This window comes from Anaerococcus hydrogenalis (assembly GCF_002871895.1).
GTDB lineage: Bacteria > Bacillota > Clostridia > Tissierellales > Peptoniphilaceae > Anaerococcus > Anaerococcus hydrogenalis.
Map to the genome: position 1 here is coordinate 430,491 of NZ_PNHP01000001.1, position 17,165 is coordinate 447,655.

Below are 17,165 nucleotides of genomic sequence, written 5' to 3' on the forward strand. Positions count from 1 at the left end.
GATATTATGGCAAAAGATTTTCAAAAAGAATTTATAAATTTTAAGAAAATAATCTTAAAAAATAATGAAAATGCAGATATTGATTTGATTAAAAAAGCTTACGATTTTGCTGAATATCATCATAGGGGTCAAAAAAGAAATTCTGGTGAAGATTATTTTATCCATCCAATAGCTGTTGCAACAACTATTTCAAATATGCAACTGGATGATCAAACAATTTGTGCTGGACTAATGCATGATGTTTTGGAAGATACACCTGTAAGTAAAGATCAAATGAGAGATCTTTTTGGTGAAGAAATAACTTTTTTAGTTGATGGAGTAACCAAGCTTAAAAAATTAAATTATAAAACTAGAGAAGAAAAACAAGCTGAAAACATTAGAAAAATGGTTTTGGCCATGAGTAATGATATTAGAGTTATTTTAATAAAGCTAGCAGACCGTTTGCATAATATGAGGACTTTGGAATATAAGACTGAAAAAAAACAAAAGCAAACTGCCAGTGAAACTCTTGAAATCTACGTTCCTTTAGCTCATAGGCTTGGAATATATACTATGAAATGGGAACTTGAAGATTTATGCTTTAGGTACCAAAAACTGGAAGAATATTATGAGCTTGCTCAAATGGTTCACAATAAAAGAAGGGAAAGAGAGAACTATATAAATGAAATAATTGAAACTCTTGATAAATCTCTTTCATCATCTAAGATAAATTATGAAATATCTGGCAGGCCAAAAGGACTTTTTTCTATTTATAAAAAAATGAGTAGAAATAAAATTGAGTTTAATGAAATCTATGACTTAACAGCGGTTAGGGTCCTAGTTGATACAGTTGCTGATTGTTATGAAGTTTTAGGAAAGGTTCATTCAATTTGGAGACCAATACCAAATAGGATAAAGGATTATATAGGTCAACCAAAACCAAATGGGTACAGGTCTTTGCATACTACTGTATTTGGTGCTGACTCAAAACCATTTGAAGTTCAAATAAGAACTAGACAAATGCATTATGAGTGTGAATATGGAATAGCTGCTCATTGGAAATACAAGGAAAATAAATCTAAGTCTACTGAATTTGATGAAAAATTAACCTTTATTAGACAAATTATGGAATGGCAAAAAGAAGGTGGAAAAGATGTTGATAGCAAAGAATTTCTTGATACATTAAAGGGTGATTTTTTCTCAAAAGAAATTTATATTTATTCTCCTCAAGGTGAGATTTATGCCCTTCCAGTTAATTCTTGTGCTATAGATTTTGCCTATAGGGTTCACACAGAAGTTGGAAATAAATGCGTTGGTGCAAAAGTAAATGGGAAAATTGTTCCTTTTTCCCACAAATTAAATACAGGGGACGTAGTAGAAATCCTTACAAGTAAAAATTCCCAAGGGCCATCTAGAGATTGGCTAAATATAGTTCAATCTAACCAGGCTAAAAATAAAATAAAACAGTTTTTCAAAAGGTATAGAAAAGAAGAAAATATTGAGATTGGAAAAGATTCACTATACAGAGAACTTAGAAAAACAAAGGAAATATACAAAAGGGATATCAAAGATGATTGGCTAATAGAAATTGCTAATGACTTAGGTTATCCAACAGAAGACGAAATGTTTGCATCAATCGGATTTGGTAAAACCAATACCGATCAAATAATTCAAAAATTAATAAAAAAACACAAAGATGAATTACCAAAAAATCTTGAGAATTTGGATATAAATAAAAATCATAATAGCAATAAGTCATTTTCAAATGAGGTTAGGGTAAGCGATCTTGAAGATCAAGTTGATGTTAAGTTTGCAAAATGTTGTAATCCAGTTCCTGGAGATAAAATTGTAGGCTATATTACCAAGGGCAACGGTATAAGTGTCCATGTAAGAAATTGTCCAAACATTACAAATCTAAAAACACCAGAGAGATTAATAGATGTATATTGGCAAAATAGCTCCAGCGATATGTTTCCTGTTAGGATTCAAATTAATACAAAAGATGGCACTGGCATTATATTTGAAATTACAAAATTAATATCAGCTGAAAATGTAAGTATAGAAGCTATGAATGTTAGAAGCAATGAAAATCATGAAGGTATAATAGATTTGACAGTAAGTGTGCCAAATACTGAAAAATTAAATGAATTGATAATGAAATTAAAAACTATAAAAATGATTGAGAGTATATATAGGGTGAAAAGTTAATGAGAGCAATAGTTCAAAAAGTAAAAAAAGCAAGTGTTACAGTTTCCGATGAATTGATATCTGAAATTGGAAATGGATTATTAGTTTTTGTAGCAGTTACAGATTCTGATGATGAAAAAGATATAGATTATATAAAAAAGAAAATAGAAAAGTTGAGAATATTTGAAGATTCTGAAGGGAAAATGAACTTATCAGTTGAAGATGTTGGGGGAGAGTTACTTATTGTAAGTCAATTCACCCTATATGGAGATGCACGAAAAGGAAATAGGCCTTCATTTATAAATTCATCAAATGCAAAAAAAGCTAATCAATATTATGAGATATTAATTAAAAAATTAAAAGATGATGGGTTTAATGTCAAAACAGGGAAATTCCAAACTCATATGGAAGTATCATTGATTAATGATGGCCCTGTAACTATTCAACTTGATAGCGAAAGGTTATATTAATGAATATAGTAAAAATAAGCGAAGGATCCATGATGGCAAATTGTTATCTGGTTTTTGATGATAATAAAAATGGTTTTTTAATTGATCCAGTTTATCCTGGTGGAAAAATTGAAAATTATATAGATACGAATAAAATTAATATAGAGTTTATTTTATTAACTCATACTCACTTTGACCATGTTTTGGGTCTAGATTATTTCAAGGATAAATTAAAGGTAAAAGTTTATGCCAGTGAAGATAGTAAAAATATAGCTGATGATCCAGATTACAACTTATCTAGGGGATATTGTGATTTGACTGTTAATATTGATCAATATTTAAAAGACCAAGAAGAGTTTTCTAAGTATAAAATTAAAGCTATAAAAACTCCTGGTCATAGTTTAGATTCTATGTCCTATATGATCAATGACCATATCTTTTCTGGAGACACTTTATTTAATTTGTCAATAGGAAGAAGTGATTTTCCAGGTGGAAACTATAATATTTTAATAAATTCAATAAAAGATAAATTATTTATATATGACGATCAAACCAAGGTTCATCCAGGACATGGTGAATCTACAAGTATTGGTTTTGAAAAAAATAATAATCCATTTTTAAATTAGGAGGTAATATGGAATTTAAAAGAAGCCACATGTGTGGTGAACTTAGAGAAGAAAACATAGGAGAAGAAGTTGTTTTAATGGGTTGGGTTGCCAAAAAAAGAAATTTAGGATCTTTGGTATTTATTGATCTTAGAGATAAAACCGGCATAACACAAATTGTAACAAGAGAAGAAGATAGCGAAAATTATAAAACTGTAAATGATGTAGCTGGCGAATATGTTCTTGAGGTTAAGGGTGAAGTAAGAGAAAGAGAATCAAAAAATCCAGAAATACCAACAGGAAACATAGAAATAGTTGCAGAAAAAATCAATATTTTAGATAAGGCTAAAACACCTCCAATTTATATAAAAGATGACGATGACGTTAGCGAAAATTTAAAATTAAAATATAGATATCTCGACATGAGAAAACAATCAGTTCAAAAAAATCTTAAATTGAGATCTGATATTGTTAGATGTATGAGAGAATATATGTACGATAATAAATTTACAGAGGTTGAGACTCCATTTTTAACAAAACCAACTCCTGAAGGAGCTAGAGATTATTTAGTACCATCAAGAGTAAACCAAGGTAAATTTTATGCTTTGCCTCAATCTCCACAACTAATGAAACAATTGTTAATGATTGGTTCTTTAGATAGGTATTTTCAAATTGTAAAATGTTTTAGGGATGAAGATTTAAGGGCAAATAGACAACCGGAATTTACACAACTTGATATTGAATTAAGTTTTGCTGACCAAGATGATGTAATAAAAGTTAATGAAGGTCTTCTTAAAAAACTTTTTGATACATTTACAGATTATGATTTACAATTACCAATTCCTAGAATGGATTATTCTGAAGCTATGAATTCATATGGATCTGATAAACCAGATTTAAGATATGGATATAAAATTAATGATATTTCTGAAATATTCAAAGATTCAGACTTTAAAGTATTTACAGATAATATAAAAGAAGGTCATTCAGTAAGAGCGATTAATTTTACAGGACAAGCTTCAAACTATTCAAGAAAACAACTTGATAAATTAACAGACTTTGTGAAAGATTATGGCCTTAAAGGACTAAGCTTTATTAAATTTAATTCAGATAATGATATAAACTCATCAATTAAGAAGTTTTTGACTGATGATATTATAAATAATTTAAAAGAAAAATTAGATATCAAAGACAATGATTTAATTTTAATTGCAGCTGATAAAAACAAAACTGTACTTGAAGGTTTGGGTGCTTTAAGAAGAAAAGTTGCAAAAGATCAAAATCTATATGAAAAAGAATATGCTTTTTGTTGGGTAGTAAATTTCCCTATGTTTGAATACAGTGAGGAAGAAGACAGATATGTATCTCAACACCATCCATTCACAATGCCTAATGAAGAAGATGTTGATTTATTATTGACAGAGCCTGAAAAAGTAAGAACTCAAGCTTACGATATAGTAATTAACGGAGATGAAATGGGCGGAGGTTCTGTCAGAATCAATAACCAAGAACTTCAAGAAAAAGTATTCAAGGCTTTAAAATTATCAGATGAGGATATCAAACAAAAATTTGGTTTCTTTATAGAAGCCTTACAATATGGCACACCTCCTCATGCAGGACTTGCATATGGACTTGATAGAATGGTAATGTTATTTGCAAAAACTGATAATATAAAAGATATCATTGCCTTTCCAAAGACTCAATCAGCAACTTGCCCATTAACTCAAGCACCAAGCATAGTTGATGAAAAAAGTTTAAGTGAATTAAGTATAGAAGTAAAAGAGTAAGGATGGTAAGGGATGCAAACTATTAGTAAAAAAGGGATAGTTGTAGAAAATTTAAATGGAAATGTTAAAGTCATGATTCAAAAAGAATCAGGATGTGGTTCATGTTCTTCTTGTGGTGGTTGTGAAATAAAACCATCTTACTATACTACATTTACTAATGAAAATCTTAATCCTGGAGATTTTGTTTATCTTGATTCAGATATTAAAACTGTAAATAGATTATCTTATTTCACTTACTTATTTCCTGTTTTCATGATGATTACGGGTGCAGTTTTAGCAAATACGATATTCAAAAATGCTATTCAAGATAATAATTTACTTACTGTTTTATTTATATTTATATTTCTAGCTCTTTCCATTTTAGTATTAAGGTTTATGGATAAGGGTTATGAAAATAAAGAAATCATAACATTAAGGAAGGCTTAATAGATAAGGTTAGCTTAGCTAACTTTATCTATTTGTTTATAAAAAAATAGATGGAGAATAATATGAAGGCACCAATAGTAACGCTAGTTGGAAGAACTAATGTTGGAAAATCAACATTATTTAACAAATTAGTTGGAAAAAGAAAAGCCATTACAGAAGATGAAAATGGAGTAACCAGAGACAGAGTATATGATAAGGTCGAGTGGACTGGAAAAGAATTTATCTTAGCAGATACTGGTGGATTAGATATTTCAAATAAGGAAATTATGAATCAAGAGATAAAATCACAAGTAGAAAAAGCTTTATTAGAAAGTGATTTAATTTTATTTGTAGTCGACGGTAGAGAGGGAATAAATCCTCATGATTTTGAAATTTCTAGTGAGCTAAGGAAATATAACAAAAAAGTGATTGTTGTTGCAAATAAAATTGATAGAGAAACAATTCCTGATCATATTTATGATTTTTATCAATTTGGATTTGATGATTTAGTTACAATTTCTGCGGAAGGTTCAAAAAATTTAGGAGATTTATTAGATAAGGTTGTAGAATCGATAGATTTTTCAAAATTTGATACTGATCTTGATGCTACAAGAATTGCTATAATAGGAAAACCTAATGCTGGTAAATCTTCATTAGTAAATCATCTTTTAAATGAAGAAAGAATGATAGTAACTGATATTGCAGGAACTACAAGAGATGCAATAGACACTTACTGGCAATATAAGGATAATAATTATGTTTTAATTGATACAGCAGGACTAAGAAGAAAAAATAAGGTTAGTGATAATATTGAATATTATGCAAACCAAAGAACTTTTGATGCTGTAGATAGTTCAGAAATTTGTTTATTTTTAATTGATGCAACAGTAGGTGTTACTGAACAAGATACAAAAATAGCAGGATATGCACATAATAAAAGAAAAGCTATAATTATAGCTGTTAATAAATGGGATAAGGTAGAGAAAGAAACAAATACTATGAGAAATATGGAAAGAGAAATAAGAAATAAACTTTCTTTTGCCCTATATGCTCCAATAATTTTTATTTCTGTCCTAAAAGGTCAAAGAATTACGGACCTTCTAAACTTAATTGAGATTGTAAATAGTAATTATCATACTAGAATTAAAACTGGTGTGCTTAACACAATTTTACAAGATGCAATAATGATGACAGCACCTCCTCAAGATAAGGGTAAAAGGCTTAAAATTTATTATATTTCCCAAGTTCAAACAGCTCCACCTAAATTTTTATTACATGTAAATGATAAGGAATTAATGCATTTTTCTTATCAAAGATATCTAGAAAATCAAATAAGACAAAATTACAGTTTGCAAGGAGTTCCATTTACTTTTGAAATAAGAGAAAGGAAAGAAAAATGAAAATTATCTTAGTTGCACTTTTTTCATACCTAGTTGGTTCTATTCCTTTTTCGTATCTTATTGGTAAAATATTTTTTAAAAGAGATATAAGGATGATGGGTAGTGGAAATCCAGGTACTACAAATGTATTTAGAAATTTTGGAGCACTTGCAGGAACTTTCACCCTATTTCTTGACATGGCAAAGGGATTGATTGCAGTTTATACTACTAATTTTTTCTTAGGTGAAAAATATGCTCTAACTTCATTAGTATTTGTTGTTATCGGTCATATTTTTTCCATATTTTTAAAATTTAAGGGTGGAAAAGGTGTAGCTACATCTGCAGGAGCTTTATTAGCTTATGACTTGAGAGTGTTTTTATGTTTAGCTATTGTTTTTATAATAGTATTCTTACTAACAAGAACTGTATCTAAAGCATCCTTAAGTGCTAGTATAATAGCTCCGTTTATATCTTATTATTTCCAAGGCTTAAATTTATTTACTATCATTATTATTTTCATTGCATCAATGATAATAATAGAACATAGGGCAAATATAATTAGAATTAAAAATCACGAAGAAAAGAAGATGTTTTAAGGGAGTAAGATGAATATTTCAATTATAGGTGCAGGAAGTTGGGCAAGTGCTATTGCTGATTTTCTGTCAAAAGAAAATAAGATTTTGATGTATACTAGAAACATTGAAGATGTAGATAATATAAACAAGCTACATATAAACAAAAAATATTTTCCTGACCTTAAATTAAATAAAAATATAAAAGCTACAAATAATTTAGAAAAATTATTAGATAATGACATAATTATTAATGCAATACCAACCCAAGCTATTAGAGATGTATTAGGGAAAATAAAAGATAAATTAGATAAAAAGATATTAATAAACCTATCAAAGGGTATTGAACTTGAAACTTATAAAAGAGTATCAGAAATTATAAATGATCTCAATCCAAATTGTACTTATGCCATTTTAACTGGTCCAAGTCATGCTGAAGAAGTTATAAAAAAAATGCCTACAGCTTTACTTTGTGCTTGCGAAGATGAAGAAGTTGCGATAAAAATACAAAATTTATTCTCTAAAGATTATTTAAGAGTTTATAGATCGACAGATGTTATTGGTTCTGAAATTGGAGGAGCTATAAAAAATGTTCTAGCATTTGGAATAGGAATGGTTACAGGTCTTGGCTTTGGTGATAACACAAAGGCTGCAATTATGACAAGAGGAATTTATGAAATGAATAAATTTGCTATCAGTCAAGGTGCAAATCCGAAATCAATAAATGGACTTTGTGGTATAGGAGATTTGATTGTAACTGCAACTAGTATGCATTCTAGAAATAACAGGTGTGGTATCTTATTTGGTAAAGGTTACTCCTTAGAAGAAGCTTGTAAAAAGGTAAAGACTGTTATAGAAGGGATTCCTACAACAAAAGCCTTATATGAATTATCATTAAAAGAAAATATAGATTTACCTATAACAAAAGAAATATACAAGGTGATATATGAAAAAGCTGATCCAAAAAAATCTGTAGAAATATTAATGGGTAGGGATAAAAAAAGTGAATATTAAAAAGGATGTGTTATGAGTATAAAAGATAATATAGATAACTTAAAAAAAGATATGAAAGATTATGACGCTATGCTTTTAGCCGTAACAAAAACCCATGGTGTAGATAAAATTATGGAAGTATATAATTATGGTCTAAGAGATTTTGGTGAAAATAAAGTACAAGAACTTTTAGATAAAAAAGATAAGTTGCCAGATGATATTAATTGGCACTTAATTGGTCATTTACAAACAAACAAAGTTAATAAAATTGTTGGAGAAGTTCGCCTTATTCATTCAGTAGATTCTTTAAAAATTTTGAAAAAAATAAATAATAGGGCAAAAAAATTATCGATAGTTCAAGATTGTTTGCTTCAAATTAATATTTCCAAGGAAGAATCAAAGTCTGGATTTTATGAAGAAGATATAGAAGATATAATTAATCAAGCAAAAGAGTTAGAAAATGTTAAGATTAGGGGACTAATGACCATGGCGCCAAATACTGAAGATGTTTCAGTAATTAGATCATGCTTTAAAGGGCTCAAAAAAATATTCGATAATTTATCCAATTTAAGTTATAATAATATTGAAATGGAATATCTTTCTATGGGAATGACTCATGATTATAAAATAGCCTTAGAAGAAGGGACTAATATTATTAGAGTCGGCTCAAAAATATTTGGTAAAAGGATGTATAAAAATGTTAGATAAATTTAAAGAATTTATAGGAATTAATGACGATTATGAAGATTATGATGAAGAAATTGAAGAAGATGAAAAAGAAATAAAAAGATCAAGTGAGAATGCAGAAAGTACTTACACCCCTAGCTCAACATATGATTTTTCTAATAATACGATTGGAAGCGATGACAAAACAAGCTCTTTTTCAAATTTTTCAAATGATTATTCTTCTAATAACAAAAATAGAAAAACAAGGGGAGGAGATAATATAGTTAGTATGAATAGTACAAGTAGAAGTTTTGGTCACAATTCATCAAATAGTTTTAGAATAGCAATTCAAGAACCTTTAAGCTATGATGAAGATGGTCCAAAAATTGTAGATGATATCTTAGATAAAAAGGTTGTTGTATTAAATCTTGAAATGCTTGAAGTTGACAAAAAAAGACAAATTCTAGATTTTGTTTCAGGTGCAGTTTATGCCCTAGAAGGAACAGTTGAAAAAGTATCAAAGGGTATATTTGTAATTTGTCCAAAGGGTGTTGATATCGATAATTATGTTGAAGATCAAATATCTAATGGAAATTATAATCAACTTTAATATGATTTCAAAGATAGATTTTTATGAGATTAAAATATAATATAGATTTTGTTGAAGATAAATCTGTCAAGGCAAATATAAAAAAAGCTATCTCTTTATTAGAAAAATCATTTTATACTCACAAAGAAGTTTCTAGTTTTTTCTTAAATCCTTTTGAAATTTCTGTATTAAATGATATAGCAAAAGTTAATAATATAGAGATAGTTTTTTTGTCATGTAATGATAAAAGTGAAAGGCAAATTTTCATAGCAAATCCTTATACAGATTATATAGAAAAAAGTTCTTATATTAATGTATTAGAATTTAACATAAATAATATTTCTCATCCTGACGTACTGGGGGCTCTATTAAATTTAGGGCTTGATAGAAATGATATTGGTGACATTTATATCGGTGATGATAAATGTGAATTAGTAGTTTTAAATAAAGATAAGGATTTTGTTAAATTTAATTTAACAAAAATAAAAAACGAAAAAGTTAGCCTTGATTTTAAAAATGATAATATCTTATCTATTTCTAAAATTGAATATATAGAAAATAAGGGATTTATTTCTTCTTTGAGGCTAGATAATTTAGTAAGTGAATTTGTAAACTTATCAAGATCAAAGGCTCAAACTTTAATAAAAAGACGAATGGTCAAGGTTAATTATCAAATTATCGATAATCCCTCAAAAATTGTAGAGGAAAATTCCTTAATTTCGATTAGAAGAGAAGGAAGATTTATTTTTGACAAGGTTATAGGAAAAAGTAAGAAAGACAATTATCATATAGAATATAGGAAGTACAAATGATTTACACAATTTTGATTATTATAGGAATAATTTTAGATAGGATAAGCAAATCTTATGCCATATCTCATTTTATTGAAAATCCTGTTTATGGCAAATTAATTAATTTAATTTATGTAGAAAATAAGGGAGCTGCATTTGGAATATTACAAAATAAAAGATTGTTTTTTATAATTCTAACCTTAGTAGTTGTAATATATTTATTATATTACTTTATTAGAAATGTGAAATCTAATCCAAATTTATTAAATTTATCCCTATCTCTAATTGTATCTGGGGCCTTGGGAAATTTCTATGACAGATTATTTCATGGTTTTGTTGTAGATTTTATTGAATTTTCATTTTTTTCATTTCCAGTATTTAATGTAGCAGATATCTTAGTTACTGTAGGATCAGTTTTACTTATAATTTTTATAATTTTTGGAAAAATGGACGGAGAAGATCATGTCAGTTCAAATAGGAAATGATTGGGATGATATTTTAAAAGATGAATGGACAAAAGATTATTATATTAATTTAAGAAAAAAATTGATAGATGAATATAAAAATTACACTGTGTATCCAAATATGTACGATATTTTTAATGCCTTAAAAAAAGTATCTTATGATGATGTTAAAGTTGTAATTTTGGGTCAAGATCCTTATCACGGGCAAGGACAAGCTCATGGTTTTTCTTTTTCTGTAAAAAAAGGAATAAAAACGCCACCCTCTTTACAAAATATCTATAAAGAATTACACAGTGATTTAGGCTTATATATTCCTAACAATGGGAACTTAATAAAGTGGGCAAATCAAGGAGTTTTACTTTTAAATTCGACCTTAACAGTAAGAGCTCATCAAGCAAACTCCCATAAAGATTTGGGATGGTCAATTCTTACGGATAATATTATAAAAATATTAAATAAAAGAAGTAAGCCTATAGTATTTATTTTATGGGGTAAATTTGCCCAATCAAAAGAAGAATTAATAACAAACGATAGACACCTAATAATAAAAAGTGCCCATCCATCACCTTTTGCAGCTCACAGAGGTTTTTTTGGATCTAGACCTTTTTCAAAAACTAATGAATTTTTACAAAAAAATAATATCAAGCCAATTGATTGGCAAATAGAAAACCTAGACTTATAAGTCCAGGTTTTTTTTAATTAAAAATTTCATTATATTTAAAATATTTTCAACTGAAAAAATTCCATTTTCCATTATACTTATTAAATTATCATTTATTTTATAATAACCCTTATTTTCTACATTAAATTTATTAACAGCAACAAAACCAGATGCATCTTTAGAAAGTTTCCCATATAAAACTATTAATTTTAAAATAATACTTTTGTTTTTTATCCTAAAATTATAATTATAGCCTTGAAATAATGAATCATCCAGGTTAAGATTTGATTCAAACTCAATATTTGCTATATTTTTATCAATATAAGCCTTATCAAGATGGATTTTGTAATTATTTACTTTAAAAGATAGTTTATCATCTATAACTTCTTTAATATTTGAAATGGCTTCTGTTGATATTAAATCATTTTTATTGTGGATTAAAATAGGCCAAGGATTATTCCTGTTTTTAATCTCGTCAGTTAACTTACTAATAACCTTATATCTTGATGGGTCATTTCTTTCTATGCCAAATCTTTTTTCAATATCTATTAACTTCATAGAATTAAATTCTATTAATTTTCTTTTTGACTTTATAATTTTATAGATATCTTTATTTTCAGGAAAAACTGCTTTTTCATTATTTTTTATTAGTCTAATATTTAAAAATGGCAAATCAAAAACATCTCCATTATATGTGATTAGCTTTCTACTCTTTATTTTTTCCTTATAAATTTTAAGCAATTTTATTTCTTCTTTATCATTTTTTGCAAAGTATTGGTCTATATAAAACTTATCCTTATTAAAATATATTAAACCTAAAACTACAAGACTATCTGTATTTGGATCAAGTCCAGTAGTTTCTATATCTAAGATACATTCGTCTTTTTTTAAATTTTTTCCATTAAAGGGGTATCTAACGCATAACATGTTTGTATTATACCTTATATTTGATTTATTTTCTTTGTAATAATATAATAAATAAGTTAAAGGATGTGATAAAATGATATACTTAGATAATGCTGCTACAACAAGAATGTATGATGAAGTAATAGATATAGAAAAAGATTTTGAAAAAAAATACTTCGCTAATCCATCAGCCCTACATAGCTTTGGTATGGATGTAGAAAATAAGGTAAAAGAAGCGAGAGAAATAGTTGCTTCTAATATAAATTCAAATTCCAATGAAATTTATTTTACAAAGGGTGCAACTGAGTCAAATAATATAATTATAAACTCATTTGCAGGTGTAAATAATAAAGCTCTAACAACAAAACTTGAACATTCATCAGTTATTGATGCTTTTGAAAATTCTAACTTCAAAAAAATAGGCTTTATTAATAATGATGAATTTGGTTTTCTTGACTTAAAAGATTTAGAGGAAAAAATAGATAAAGAAACAAAACTTGTATCCATAATTTATGTACAAAATGAGATATCTACTATACAAAATATAAAAAAAATATCTGAAATAATAAAATCAAAAAACAAAGACATTTTATTTCACATTGATGCTACTCAAGCTTTGGGAAAAATCTCATGTGATGTAAAAGATTTAGGAGTTGATGTAATGAGTTTTTCCTCTCATAAAATCCATGGACCAAAGGGGATAGGTGGATTATATATTAATAATTCATTTAAAAATAAGATAAAACCTCTATTATATGGAGGAAGGCAAGAAATTTTTTCATCTGGAACTTTAAATGCTCCTGCCATTTATGCTTTTGCTAAAGCCTTGGAATTATCAAAAGAAAAAGAGGATTATTCTTACATAAAAAATTTAAATTTGTATTTAAGAAATAAAATTTCGGATAAATTTAAAGGGTATAAGATAAACTCTCCACTTGAAAATTCTAGTCCCTATATTTTAAATATTAGTTTTGAAAAGATAAAATCTGAAGTTTTACTCCATATGTTAGAAAGTGACAATATTTTTGTTTCAAGTGGATCAGCATGTTCTAAGGGAAATAACAGTAGAATTTTATCTGCCTTATATTTAGATAAAAAATATATGGATGGTGCTATAAGATTTTCATTTTCTCACGATATAAAAATAAAAGATTTAGATTTATTAGTTGAAAAATTATATGAATATATAGAAGATATAAGAAAGGTGTTTTAATGCAAGATTTACTTTCAGTTAGTTTTGGAGAGTTATTTTTAAAAGGAAAAAATAGAAATAAATTCTTTAAAGCTGCAATAGATAATATTAAAAGAAATATAGAAAAAATTGGATACGAGGATATGTATCTTGAAAGCTCAAAGTTATATATAAAAGCTGATAAAAATGATTTCAAAGATTTGATAAAAGAAATAAAAAAAGTTTTTGGAATTATTTATATATCAGAAATTAAAAGGTGCGATAAAGATATAAACTCAATAGAAAATGCTTTAAAAGAAATACTTGATAATATGGATATAAAAAACAAATCTTTTAAGGTAATAACAAATAGAGTTGACAAATCTTTTAATATAAAATCTCCAGACTTATCTCAAATGATGGGTGCCTATATTTTAAAAAATTATGCCCAAAAAAATAATTTAAAAGTTGATGTTCATAATCCAGATTTTAAAGTTTTTATAGACATAAAAAAATATGCCTACGTTTATGCTAATAGACATGAAGGTATTGGTGGACTTCCTTTAGGATCTAGTGGAAATGGTCTATTGCTATTATCTGGTGGAATAGATTCACCAGTTGCAGGTTTTATGATGGCAAAAAGAGGAATGAGAATTAATTGTCTACATTTTCATTCATATCCTTTTACATCAAAAAGAGCCCTACAAAAAGCAATAGATTTAGGTAAAATATTATCTCAATACACCGGCAAGATGAGAATATATTCGGTTAATATGGCAGAAATTTATAAATCTATTAATAAAAATTGTCATAGAAATCAAACTACAATTTTGTCAAGAAGATTTATGATGAGAATTGCAGAAAAGATTTCTGAAAAAAATAATTACCATGCTCTAATAACAGGAGAAAGTTTAGGACAAGTTGCAAGTCAAACGGTAGAATCTATGACTGTAATTGAAGATGCAACAAAACTTCCTATATTTAAACCTCTAATAGCACTTGATAAAACAGAAATTATTGATAGAGCCTTATTTATCGGATCTTACGAAAAAAGTATAGAACCTTTTGATGATTGTTGCTCAATATTTGCTCCATCAAATCCAATTACAAAACCAAAACTAAAATATATTAAAGAAAGTGAAAGCAAATTAGATATAGAAGAGCTTGAAAATAAGGCAATAGAAAATATGGAAATATTTGATATATAGGTTGACAAAACAGATGATAATTGGTAATATATTAAGGTAAACCGCTCAGTATGGGTACTGATCACCTTGACTGGCGAGAATCTAAATAGGAGGTGTACTATGTACGCTATAATTAAGACAGGTGGAAAACAATATAAAGTATCAGAAGGCGATCTAGTTAGAGTTGAAAAACTTAATGCAGAAGTAGGAGAAAGTGTAAGCTTTGAAGATGTACTATTAGTAAAAAGCGATAGTGATCTAAAAGTTGGAACTCCAACAGTTGAAAATGCAAAAGTAGAAGCTACTGTAAAAGATCAAGCTAAAGATAAAAAAATCGTTGTGTTTAAATATAGACCTAAAAAAGCATCAAAAACTAAAAAAGGTCATAGACAACCATATACTTTAGTTGAAATTAACAATATTTCTTGTTAATGATTGATGTTACTTTATTAAAAAAAAAAGAAAGTAGATTAGGATTTGCTATAAATGGTCATGCAAATTTTGATCGACATGGATATGATATAGTTTGTGCTGCAGTATCTATTTTATCTTACACAGCAGTAAATACACTTGATTATTACGATATAGAATTTGATTTTTCTGATGATGGTGAAAACATGAAAGTTTTACTAGAAAAGTCGAATGATAAATCAGATATAATTTTATGTGATTTTGAAATAGGTGTTAAAACCTTACTTACAAACTATAGTGAATATGTTAATTTAAAATATAGGGAGGTTTAGGATGTTTTTAAACATTAACTTACAAAGATTTTCTAGTAAAAAGGGAGTTTCTTCTTCAAAAAACGGTAGAGATTCTAATGCAAAAAGACTAGGCGTTAAAAGAGCTGATGGACAAACAGTAAACGCTGGAACAATAATCGTTAGACAAAGAGGAACAAAGATTCACCCAGGCGAAAATGTAAAAAGGGGTGGAGATGACACATTATTTGCATCATGCAATGGTGTTGTAAAATTTGAAAGAAAAGGAAAAAATAGAAAACAAGTTTCTGTATATCCAAAGCAAGACATTGCTTAATAGAGAACTAGCTTGCCCACGGGCAAGCTTTTTTTGTAAAAGGAATTTCAATGATTGATAATGCAAAAATAGAACTTCAAGCGGGAAAAGGTGGAGATGGAGCCGTTGCTTTTAGACGTGAAAAATACGAACCAACAGGAGGACCTGCAGGTGGTGATGGCGGAGACGGAGCAAGTATATATATAAAAGCTACAAATTCTCTTTCGACCCTTGAAGAATTTAGATACAAAACAAAATATAGGGCCTCAAATGGCGAAGATGGTATGGGCAAAAAAAGATTTGGAAAAAAAGGTGAAGATCTTTATTTGTTTGTGCCAGTTGGAACTATTATTAGAGAAAGTACAAGCGGGAAAATTATAAAAGATTTTAAGAAAAACGGAGAAGAATTTCTTATAGCAAAAGGAGGAAAAGGTGGAAAAGGAAATGTACATTATAAATCATCAACTAGACAAGCACCACGTTTTGCTCAAAAAGGAAAAGAAGGTCAAAAAATAACAGTAAGTCTAGAACTTAAAATATTAGCAGATGTTGGCCTTGTTGGATTGCCAAATGTTGGAAAATCAACATTAATCTCTGTAATTTCAAAAGCTAAACCAAAGATTGCGAATTATCATTTTACAACTCTTGATCCTAACCTTGGAGTTGTAAAAATCGATAAAGAAAGATCTTTTATAGTAGCAGATATACCCGGTTTAATTGAAGGCGCAAATGAAGGATTGGGTTTAGGACACGATTTTCTAAAGCATGTACAAAGGTGTAAAATTTTAGTACATTTAGTAGATATATCTGGTTTTGAAGGTAGAGATCCTATTGAAGACTTTGAACTTATTAATAATGAGTTAAAATTATTCGATGAAAATTTAGCTAATAAATATCAAATAATTGCCTTAAATAAATCGGATTTAGATTCAAACGAAAATTATAAAAGATTTGAAGACAAATTTTCTGATAAGTATAAGATTTTTAGAATTTCAGCAGCTACAACAAGTGGCATAAAAGAATTAATAGATGAAGTTAGTAATGTATTGTATTCTTTTGATGATGAAAAATATATCCTAGATGAAGAGGTTGATGAGGAATATCTAGAAGAATTTTATGATATGTCTGTTGCAAGTGATGAATTAAACTTTGAAATAGAAGAAGGCATTTATGTATGTAGTGGATATAGGATTGATAAACTACTTGAAAAGGTAAATTTAGACGATTATGACAGCCGTATGTATTTTGAAAGAAATTTAAGAGATATGGGTGTTTTTGATAAATTTAAAGAAATGGGTATTCAAGAAGGAGATTTAGTAGCAATCGGCGATATTGTATTTGACTATTACGAATAGGA

The 17,165-nt window shown here is 27.9% G+C and carries 20 protein-coding genes; 19 read left to right on the top strand and 1 reads right to left on the bottom strand.

What is annotated here, in order from left to right; translation table 11 throughout:
* Nucleotides 1-6 precede the first annotated feature (6 nt).
* The 13 genes from CJ192_RS02125 to CJ192_RS02185 all read left to right on the top strand — a co-directional run bounded on the left by CJ192_RS02125 (nucleotide 7) and on the right by CJ192_RS02185 (nucleotide 11,548).
* Complete coding sequence (locus CJ192_RS02125; protein WP_102197588.1) at nucleotides 7-2,187, top strand: RelA/SpoT family protein; 2,181 nt, start codon at nucleotides 7-9, stop codon at nucleotides 2,185-2,187.
* Nucleotides 2,187-2,636 (top strand): D-aminoacyl-tRNA deacylase, encoded by a 450-nt coding sequence (gene dtd, locus CJ192_RS02130; RefSeq protein WP_004816513.1) that lies wholly within the window; start codon nucleotides 2,187-2,189, stop codon nucleotides 2,634-2,636. Before CJ192_RS02125 ends, dtd begins: the two co-directional genes overlap by 1 nt.
* Complete coding sequence (locus CJ192_RS02135; protein ID WP_102197589.1) at nucleotides 2,636-3,241, top strand: MBL fold metallo-hydrolase; 606 nt, start codon at nucleotides 2,636-2,638, stop codon at nucleotides 3,239-3,241. The genes dtd and CJ192_RS02135 overlap by 1 nt, the downstream gene beginning before the upstream one ends.
* A gap of 8 nt (nucleotides 3,242-3,249) precedes the next feature.
* Complete coding sequence (aspS, locus tag CJ192_RS02140) at nucleotides 3,250-5,007, top strand: aspartate--tRNA ligase (protein WP_102197590.1); 1,758 nt, start codon at nucleotides 3,250-3,252, stop codon at nucleotides 5,005-5,007.
* A 12-nt stretch (nucleotides 5,008-5,019) separates the two neighbouring features.
* Nucleotides 5,020-5,433 carry a SoxR reducing system RseC family protein gene (locus CJ192_RS02145; protein WP_102197591.1) on the top strand — a complete coding sequence of 138 codons (414 nt, stop codon included), beginning with the start codon at nucleotides 5,020-5,022 and terminating at the stop codon, nucleotides 5,431-5,433.
* Nucleotides 5,434-5,495: 62 nt separating this feature from the next.
* A complete protein-coding gene (gene der, locus CJ192_RS02150) occupies nucleotides 5,496-6,812 on the top strand; it encodes a ribosome biogenesis GTPase Der (RefSeq protein WP_004816470.1) in 1,317 nt (438 codons plus the stop codon).
* The gene (gene plsY / locus CJ192_RS02155; protein ID WP_004816378.1) at nucleotides 6,809-7,387 is read left to right on the top strand and encodes a glycerol-3-phosphate 1-O-acyltransferase PlsY; all 579 of its coding nucleotides are present in this window, start codon (nucleotides 6,809-6,811) and stop codon (nucleotides 7,385-7,387) included. The genes der and plsY overlap by 4 nt, the downstream gene beginning before the upstream one ends.
* 9 nt (nucleotides 7,388-7,396) lie before the next feature.
* Nucleotides 7,397-8,377: an NAD(P)H-dependent glycerol-3-phosphate dehydrogenase gene (locus CJ192_RS02160; protein ID WP_102197592.1), complete on the top strand. Its 981-nt coding sequence runs from the start codon at nucleotides 7,397-7,399 to the stop codon at nucleotides 8,375-8,377.
* 12 nt (nucleotides 8,378-8,389) lie between these two features.
* Nucleotides 8,390-9,064: a YggS family pyridoxal phosphate-dependent enzyme gene (locus tag CJ192_RS02165; protein ID WP_102197593.1), complete on the top strand. Its 675-nt coding sequence runs from the start codon at nucleotides 8,390-8,392 to the stop codon at nucleotides 9,062-9,064.
* Nucleotides 9,054-9,632: a cell division protein SepF gene (locus CJ192_RS02170; protein ID WP_102197594.1), complete on the top strand. Its 579-nt coding sequence runs from the start codon at nucleotides 9,054-9,056 to the stop codon at nucleotides 9,630-9,632. Before CJ192_RS02165 ends, CJ192_RS02170 begins: the two co-directional genes overlap by 11 nt.
* Nucleotides 9,633-9,655: 23 nt before the next feature.
* On the top strand, nucleotides 9,656-10,423 hold the full coding sequence (locus CJ192_RS02175) for a YlmH/Sll1252 family protein (RefSeq protein WP_102197595.1): 768 nt from the start codon (nucleotides 9,656-9,658) through the stop codon (nucleotides 10,421-10,423).
* Nucleotides 10,420-10,887: a signal peptidase II gene (gene lspA, locus CJ192_RS02180; protein ID WP_102197596.1), complete on the top strand. Its 468-nt coding sequence runs from the start codon at nucleotides 10,420-10,422 to the stop codon at nucleotides 10,885-10,887. Before CJ192_RS02175 ends, lspA begins: the two co-directional genes overlap by 4 nt.
* Entirely contained in the window at nucleotides 10,865-11,548 is a 684-nt protein-coding gene (locus CJ192_RS02185; RefSeq protein WP_004816537.1) for a uracil-DNA glycosylase, read from the top strand. Before lspA ends, CJ192_RS02185 begins: the two co-directional genes overlap by 23 nt.
* On the opposite strand, the gene CJ192_RS02190 is transcribed toward CJ192_RS02185, so the two are convergent.
* Nucleotides 11,543-12,454, bottom strand: coding sequence for a ribonuclease H-like domain-containing protein (locus CJ192_RS02190; RefSeq protein WP_102197597.1), 912 nt, complete (start codon nucleotides 12,452-12,454; stop codon nucleotides 11,543-11,545). The genes CJ192_RS02185 and CJ192_RS02190 overlap by 6 nt on opposite strands.
* Before the next feature lie 73 nt (nucleotides 12,455-12,527).
* Here CJ192_RS02190 and CJ192_RS02195 point away from each other — a divergent pair, with 73 nt between their 5' ends.
* The 6 genes from CJ192_RS02195 to obgE all read left to right on the top strand — a co-directional run bounded on the left by CJ192_RS02195 (nucleotide 12,528) and on the right by obgE (nucleotide 17,163).
* Nucleotides 12,528-13,646, top strand: coding sequence for a cysteine desulfurase family protein (locus tag CJ192_RS02195; protein ID WP_102197598.1), 1,119 nt, complete (start codon nucleotides 12,528-12,530; stop codon nucleotides 13,644-13,646).
* On the top strand, nucleotides 13,646-14,812 hold the full coding sequence (thiI, locus tag CJ192_RS02200) for a tRNA uracil 4-sulfurtransferase ThiI (RefSeq protein WP_102197599.1): 1,167 nt from the start codon (nucleotides 13,646-13,648) through the stop codon (nucleotides 14,810-14,812). Before CJ192_RS02195 ends, thiI begins: the two co-directional genes overlap by 1 nt.
* A gap of 99 nt (nucleotides 14,813-14,911) precedes the next feature.
* Nucleotides 14,912-15,223 carry a 50S ribosomal protein L21 gene (rplU, locus tag CJ192_RS02205; RefSeq protein WP_004813412.1) on the top strand — a complete coding sequence of 104 codons (312 nt, stop codon included), beginning with the start codon at nucleotides 14,912-14,914 and terminating at the stop codon, nucleotides 15,221-15,223.
* Nucleotides 15,223-15,534, top strand: coding sequence for a ribosomal-processing cysteine protease Prp (locus CJ192_RS02210; protein WP_102197600.1), 312 nt, complete (start codon nucleotides 15,223-15,225; stop codon nucleotides 15,532-15,534). Before rplU ends, CJ192_RS02210 begins: the two co-directional genes overlap by 1 nt.
* A 1-nt stretch (nucleotide 15,535) precedes the next feature.
* Complete coding sequence (gene rpmA / locus CJ192_RS02215) at nucleotides 15,536-15,829, top strand: 50S ribosomal protein L27 (RefSeq protein WP_004816704.1); 294 nt, start codon at nucleotides 15,536-15,538, stop codon at nucleotides 15,827-15,829.
* Nucleotides 15,830-15,879: 50 nt separating this feature from the next.
* A complete protein-coding gene (obgE, locus tag CJ192_RS02220; protein WP_102197601.1) occupies nucleotides 15,880-17,163 on the top strand; it encodes a GTPase ObgE in 1,284 nt (427 codons plus the stop codon).
* Nucleotides 17,164-17,165 lie beyond the last annotated feature (2 nt).

Coding starts and splice junctions, on each gene's coding strand:
- CJ192_RS02195 (WP_102197598.1), top strand. CDS start 12,528: ATGATATACTTAGATAATGCTGCTACAACAAGAATGTATGATGAAGTA.
- obgE (WP_102197601.1), top strand. CDS start 15,880: ATGATTGATAATGCAAAAATAGAACTTCAAGCGGGAAAAGGTGGAGAT.
- plsY (WP_004816378.1), top strand. CDS start 6,809: ATGAAAATTATCTTAGTTGCACTTTTTTCATACCTAGTTGGTTCTATT.
- CJ192_RS02170 (WP_102197594.1), top strand. CDS start 9,054: ATGTTAGATAAATTTAAAGAATTTATAGGAATTAATGACGATTATGAA.
- CJ192_RS02165 (WP_102197593.1), top strand. CDS start 8,390: ATGAGTATAAAAGATAATATAGATAACTTAAAAAAAGATATGAAAGAT.
- CJ192_RS02210 (WP_102197600.1), top strand. CDS start 15,223: ATGATTGATGTTACTTTATTAAAAAAAAAAGAAAGTAGATTAGGATTT.
- lspA (WP_102197596.1), top strand. CDS start 10,420: ATGATTTACACAATTTTGATTATTATAGGAATAATTTTAGATAGGATA.
- der (WP_004816470.1), top strand. CDS start 5,496: ATGAAGGCACCAATAGTAACGCTAGTTGGAAGAACTAATGTTGGAAAA.
- dtd (WP_004816513.1), top strand. CDS start 2,187: ATGAGAGCAATAGTTCAAAAAGTAAAAAAAGCAAGTGTTACAGTTTCC.
- CJ192_RS02185 (WP_004816537.1), top strand. CDS start 10,865: ATGTCAGTTCAAATAGGAAATGATTGGGATGATATTTTAAAAGATGAA.
- CJ192_RS02160 (WP_102197592.1), top strand. CDS start 7,397: ATGAATATTTCAATTATAGGTGCAGGAAGTTGGGCAAGTGCTATTGCT.
- CJ192_RS02135 (WP_102197589.1), top strand. CDS start 2,636: ATGAATATAGTAAAAATAAGCGAAGGATCCATGATGGCAAATTGTTAT.
- rplU (WP_004813412.1), top strand. CDS start 14,912: ATGTACGCTATAATTAAGACAGGTGGAAAACAATATAAAGTATCAGAA.
- CJ192_RS02125 (WP_102197588.1), top strand. CDS start 7: ATGGCAAAAGATTTTCAAAAAGAATTTATAAATTTTAAGAAAATAATC.
- aspS (WP_102197590.1), top strand. CDS start 3,250: ATGGAATTTAAAAGAAGCCACATGTGTGGTGAACTTAGAGAAGAAAAC.
- rpmA (WP_004816704.1), top strand. CDS start 15,536: ATGTTTTTAAACATTAACTTACAAAGATTTTCTAGTAAAAAGGGAGTT.
- CJ192_RS02175 (WP_102197595.1), top strand. CDS start 9,656: ATGAGATTAAAATATAATATAGATTTTGTTGAAGATAAATCTGTCAAG.
- CJ192_RS02190 (WP_102197597.1), bottom strand. CDS start 12,454: ATGTTATGCGTTAGATACCCCTTTAATGGAAAAAATTTAAAAAAAGAC.
- CJ192_RS02145 (WP_102197591.1), top strand. CDS start 5,020: ATGCAAACTATTAGTAAAAAAGGGATAGTTGTAGAAAATTTAAATGGA.
- thiI (WP_102197599.1), top strand. CDS start 13,646: ATGCAAGATTTACTTTCAGTTAGTTTTGGAGAGTTATTTTTAAAAGGA.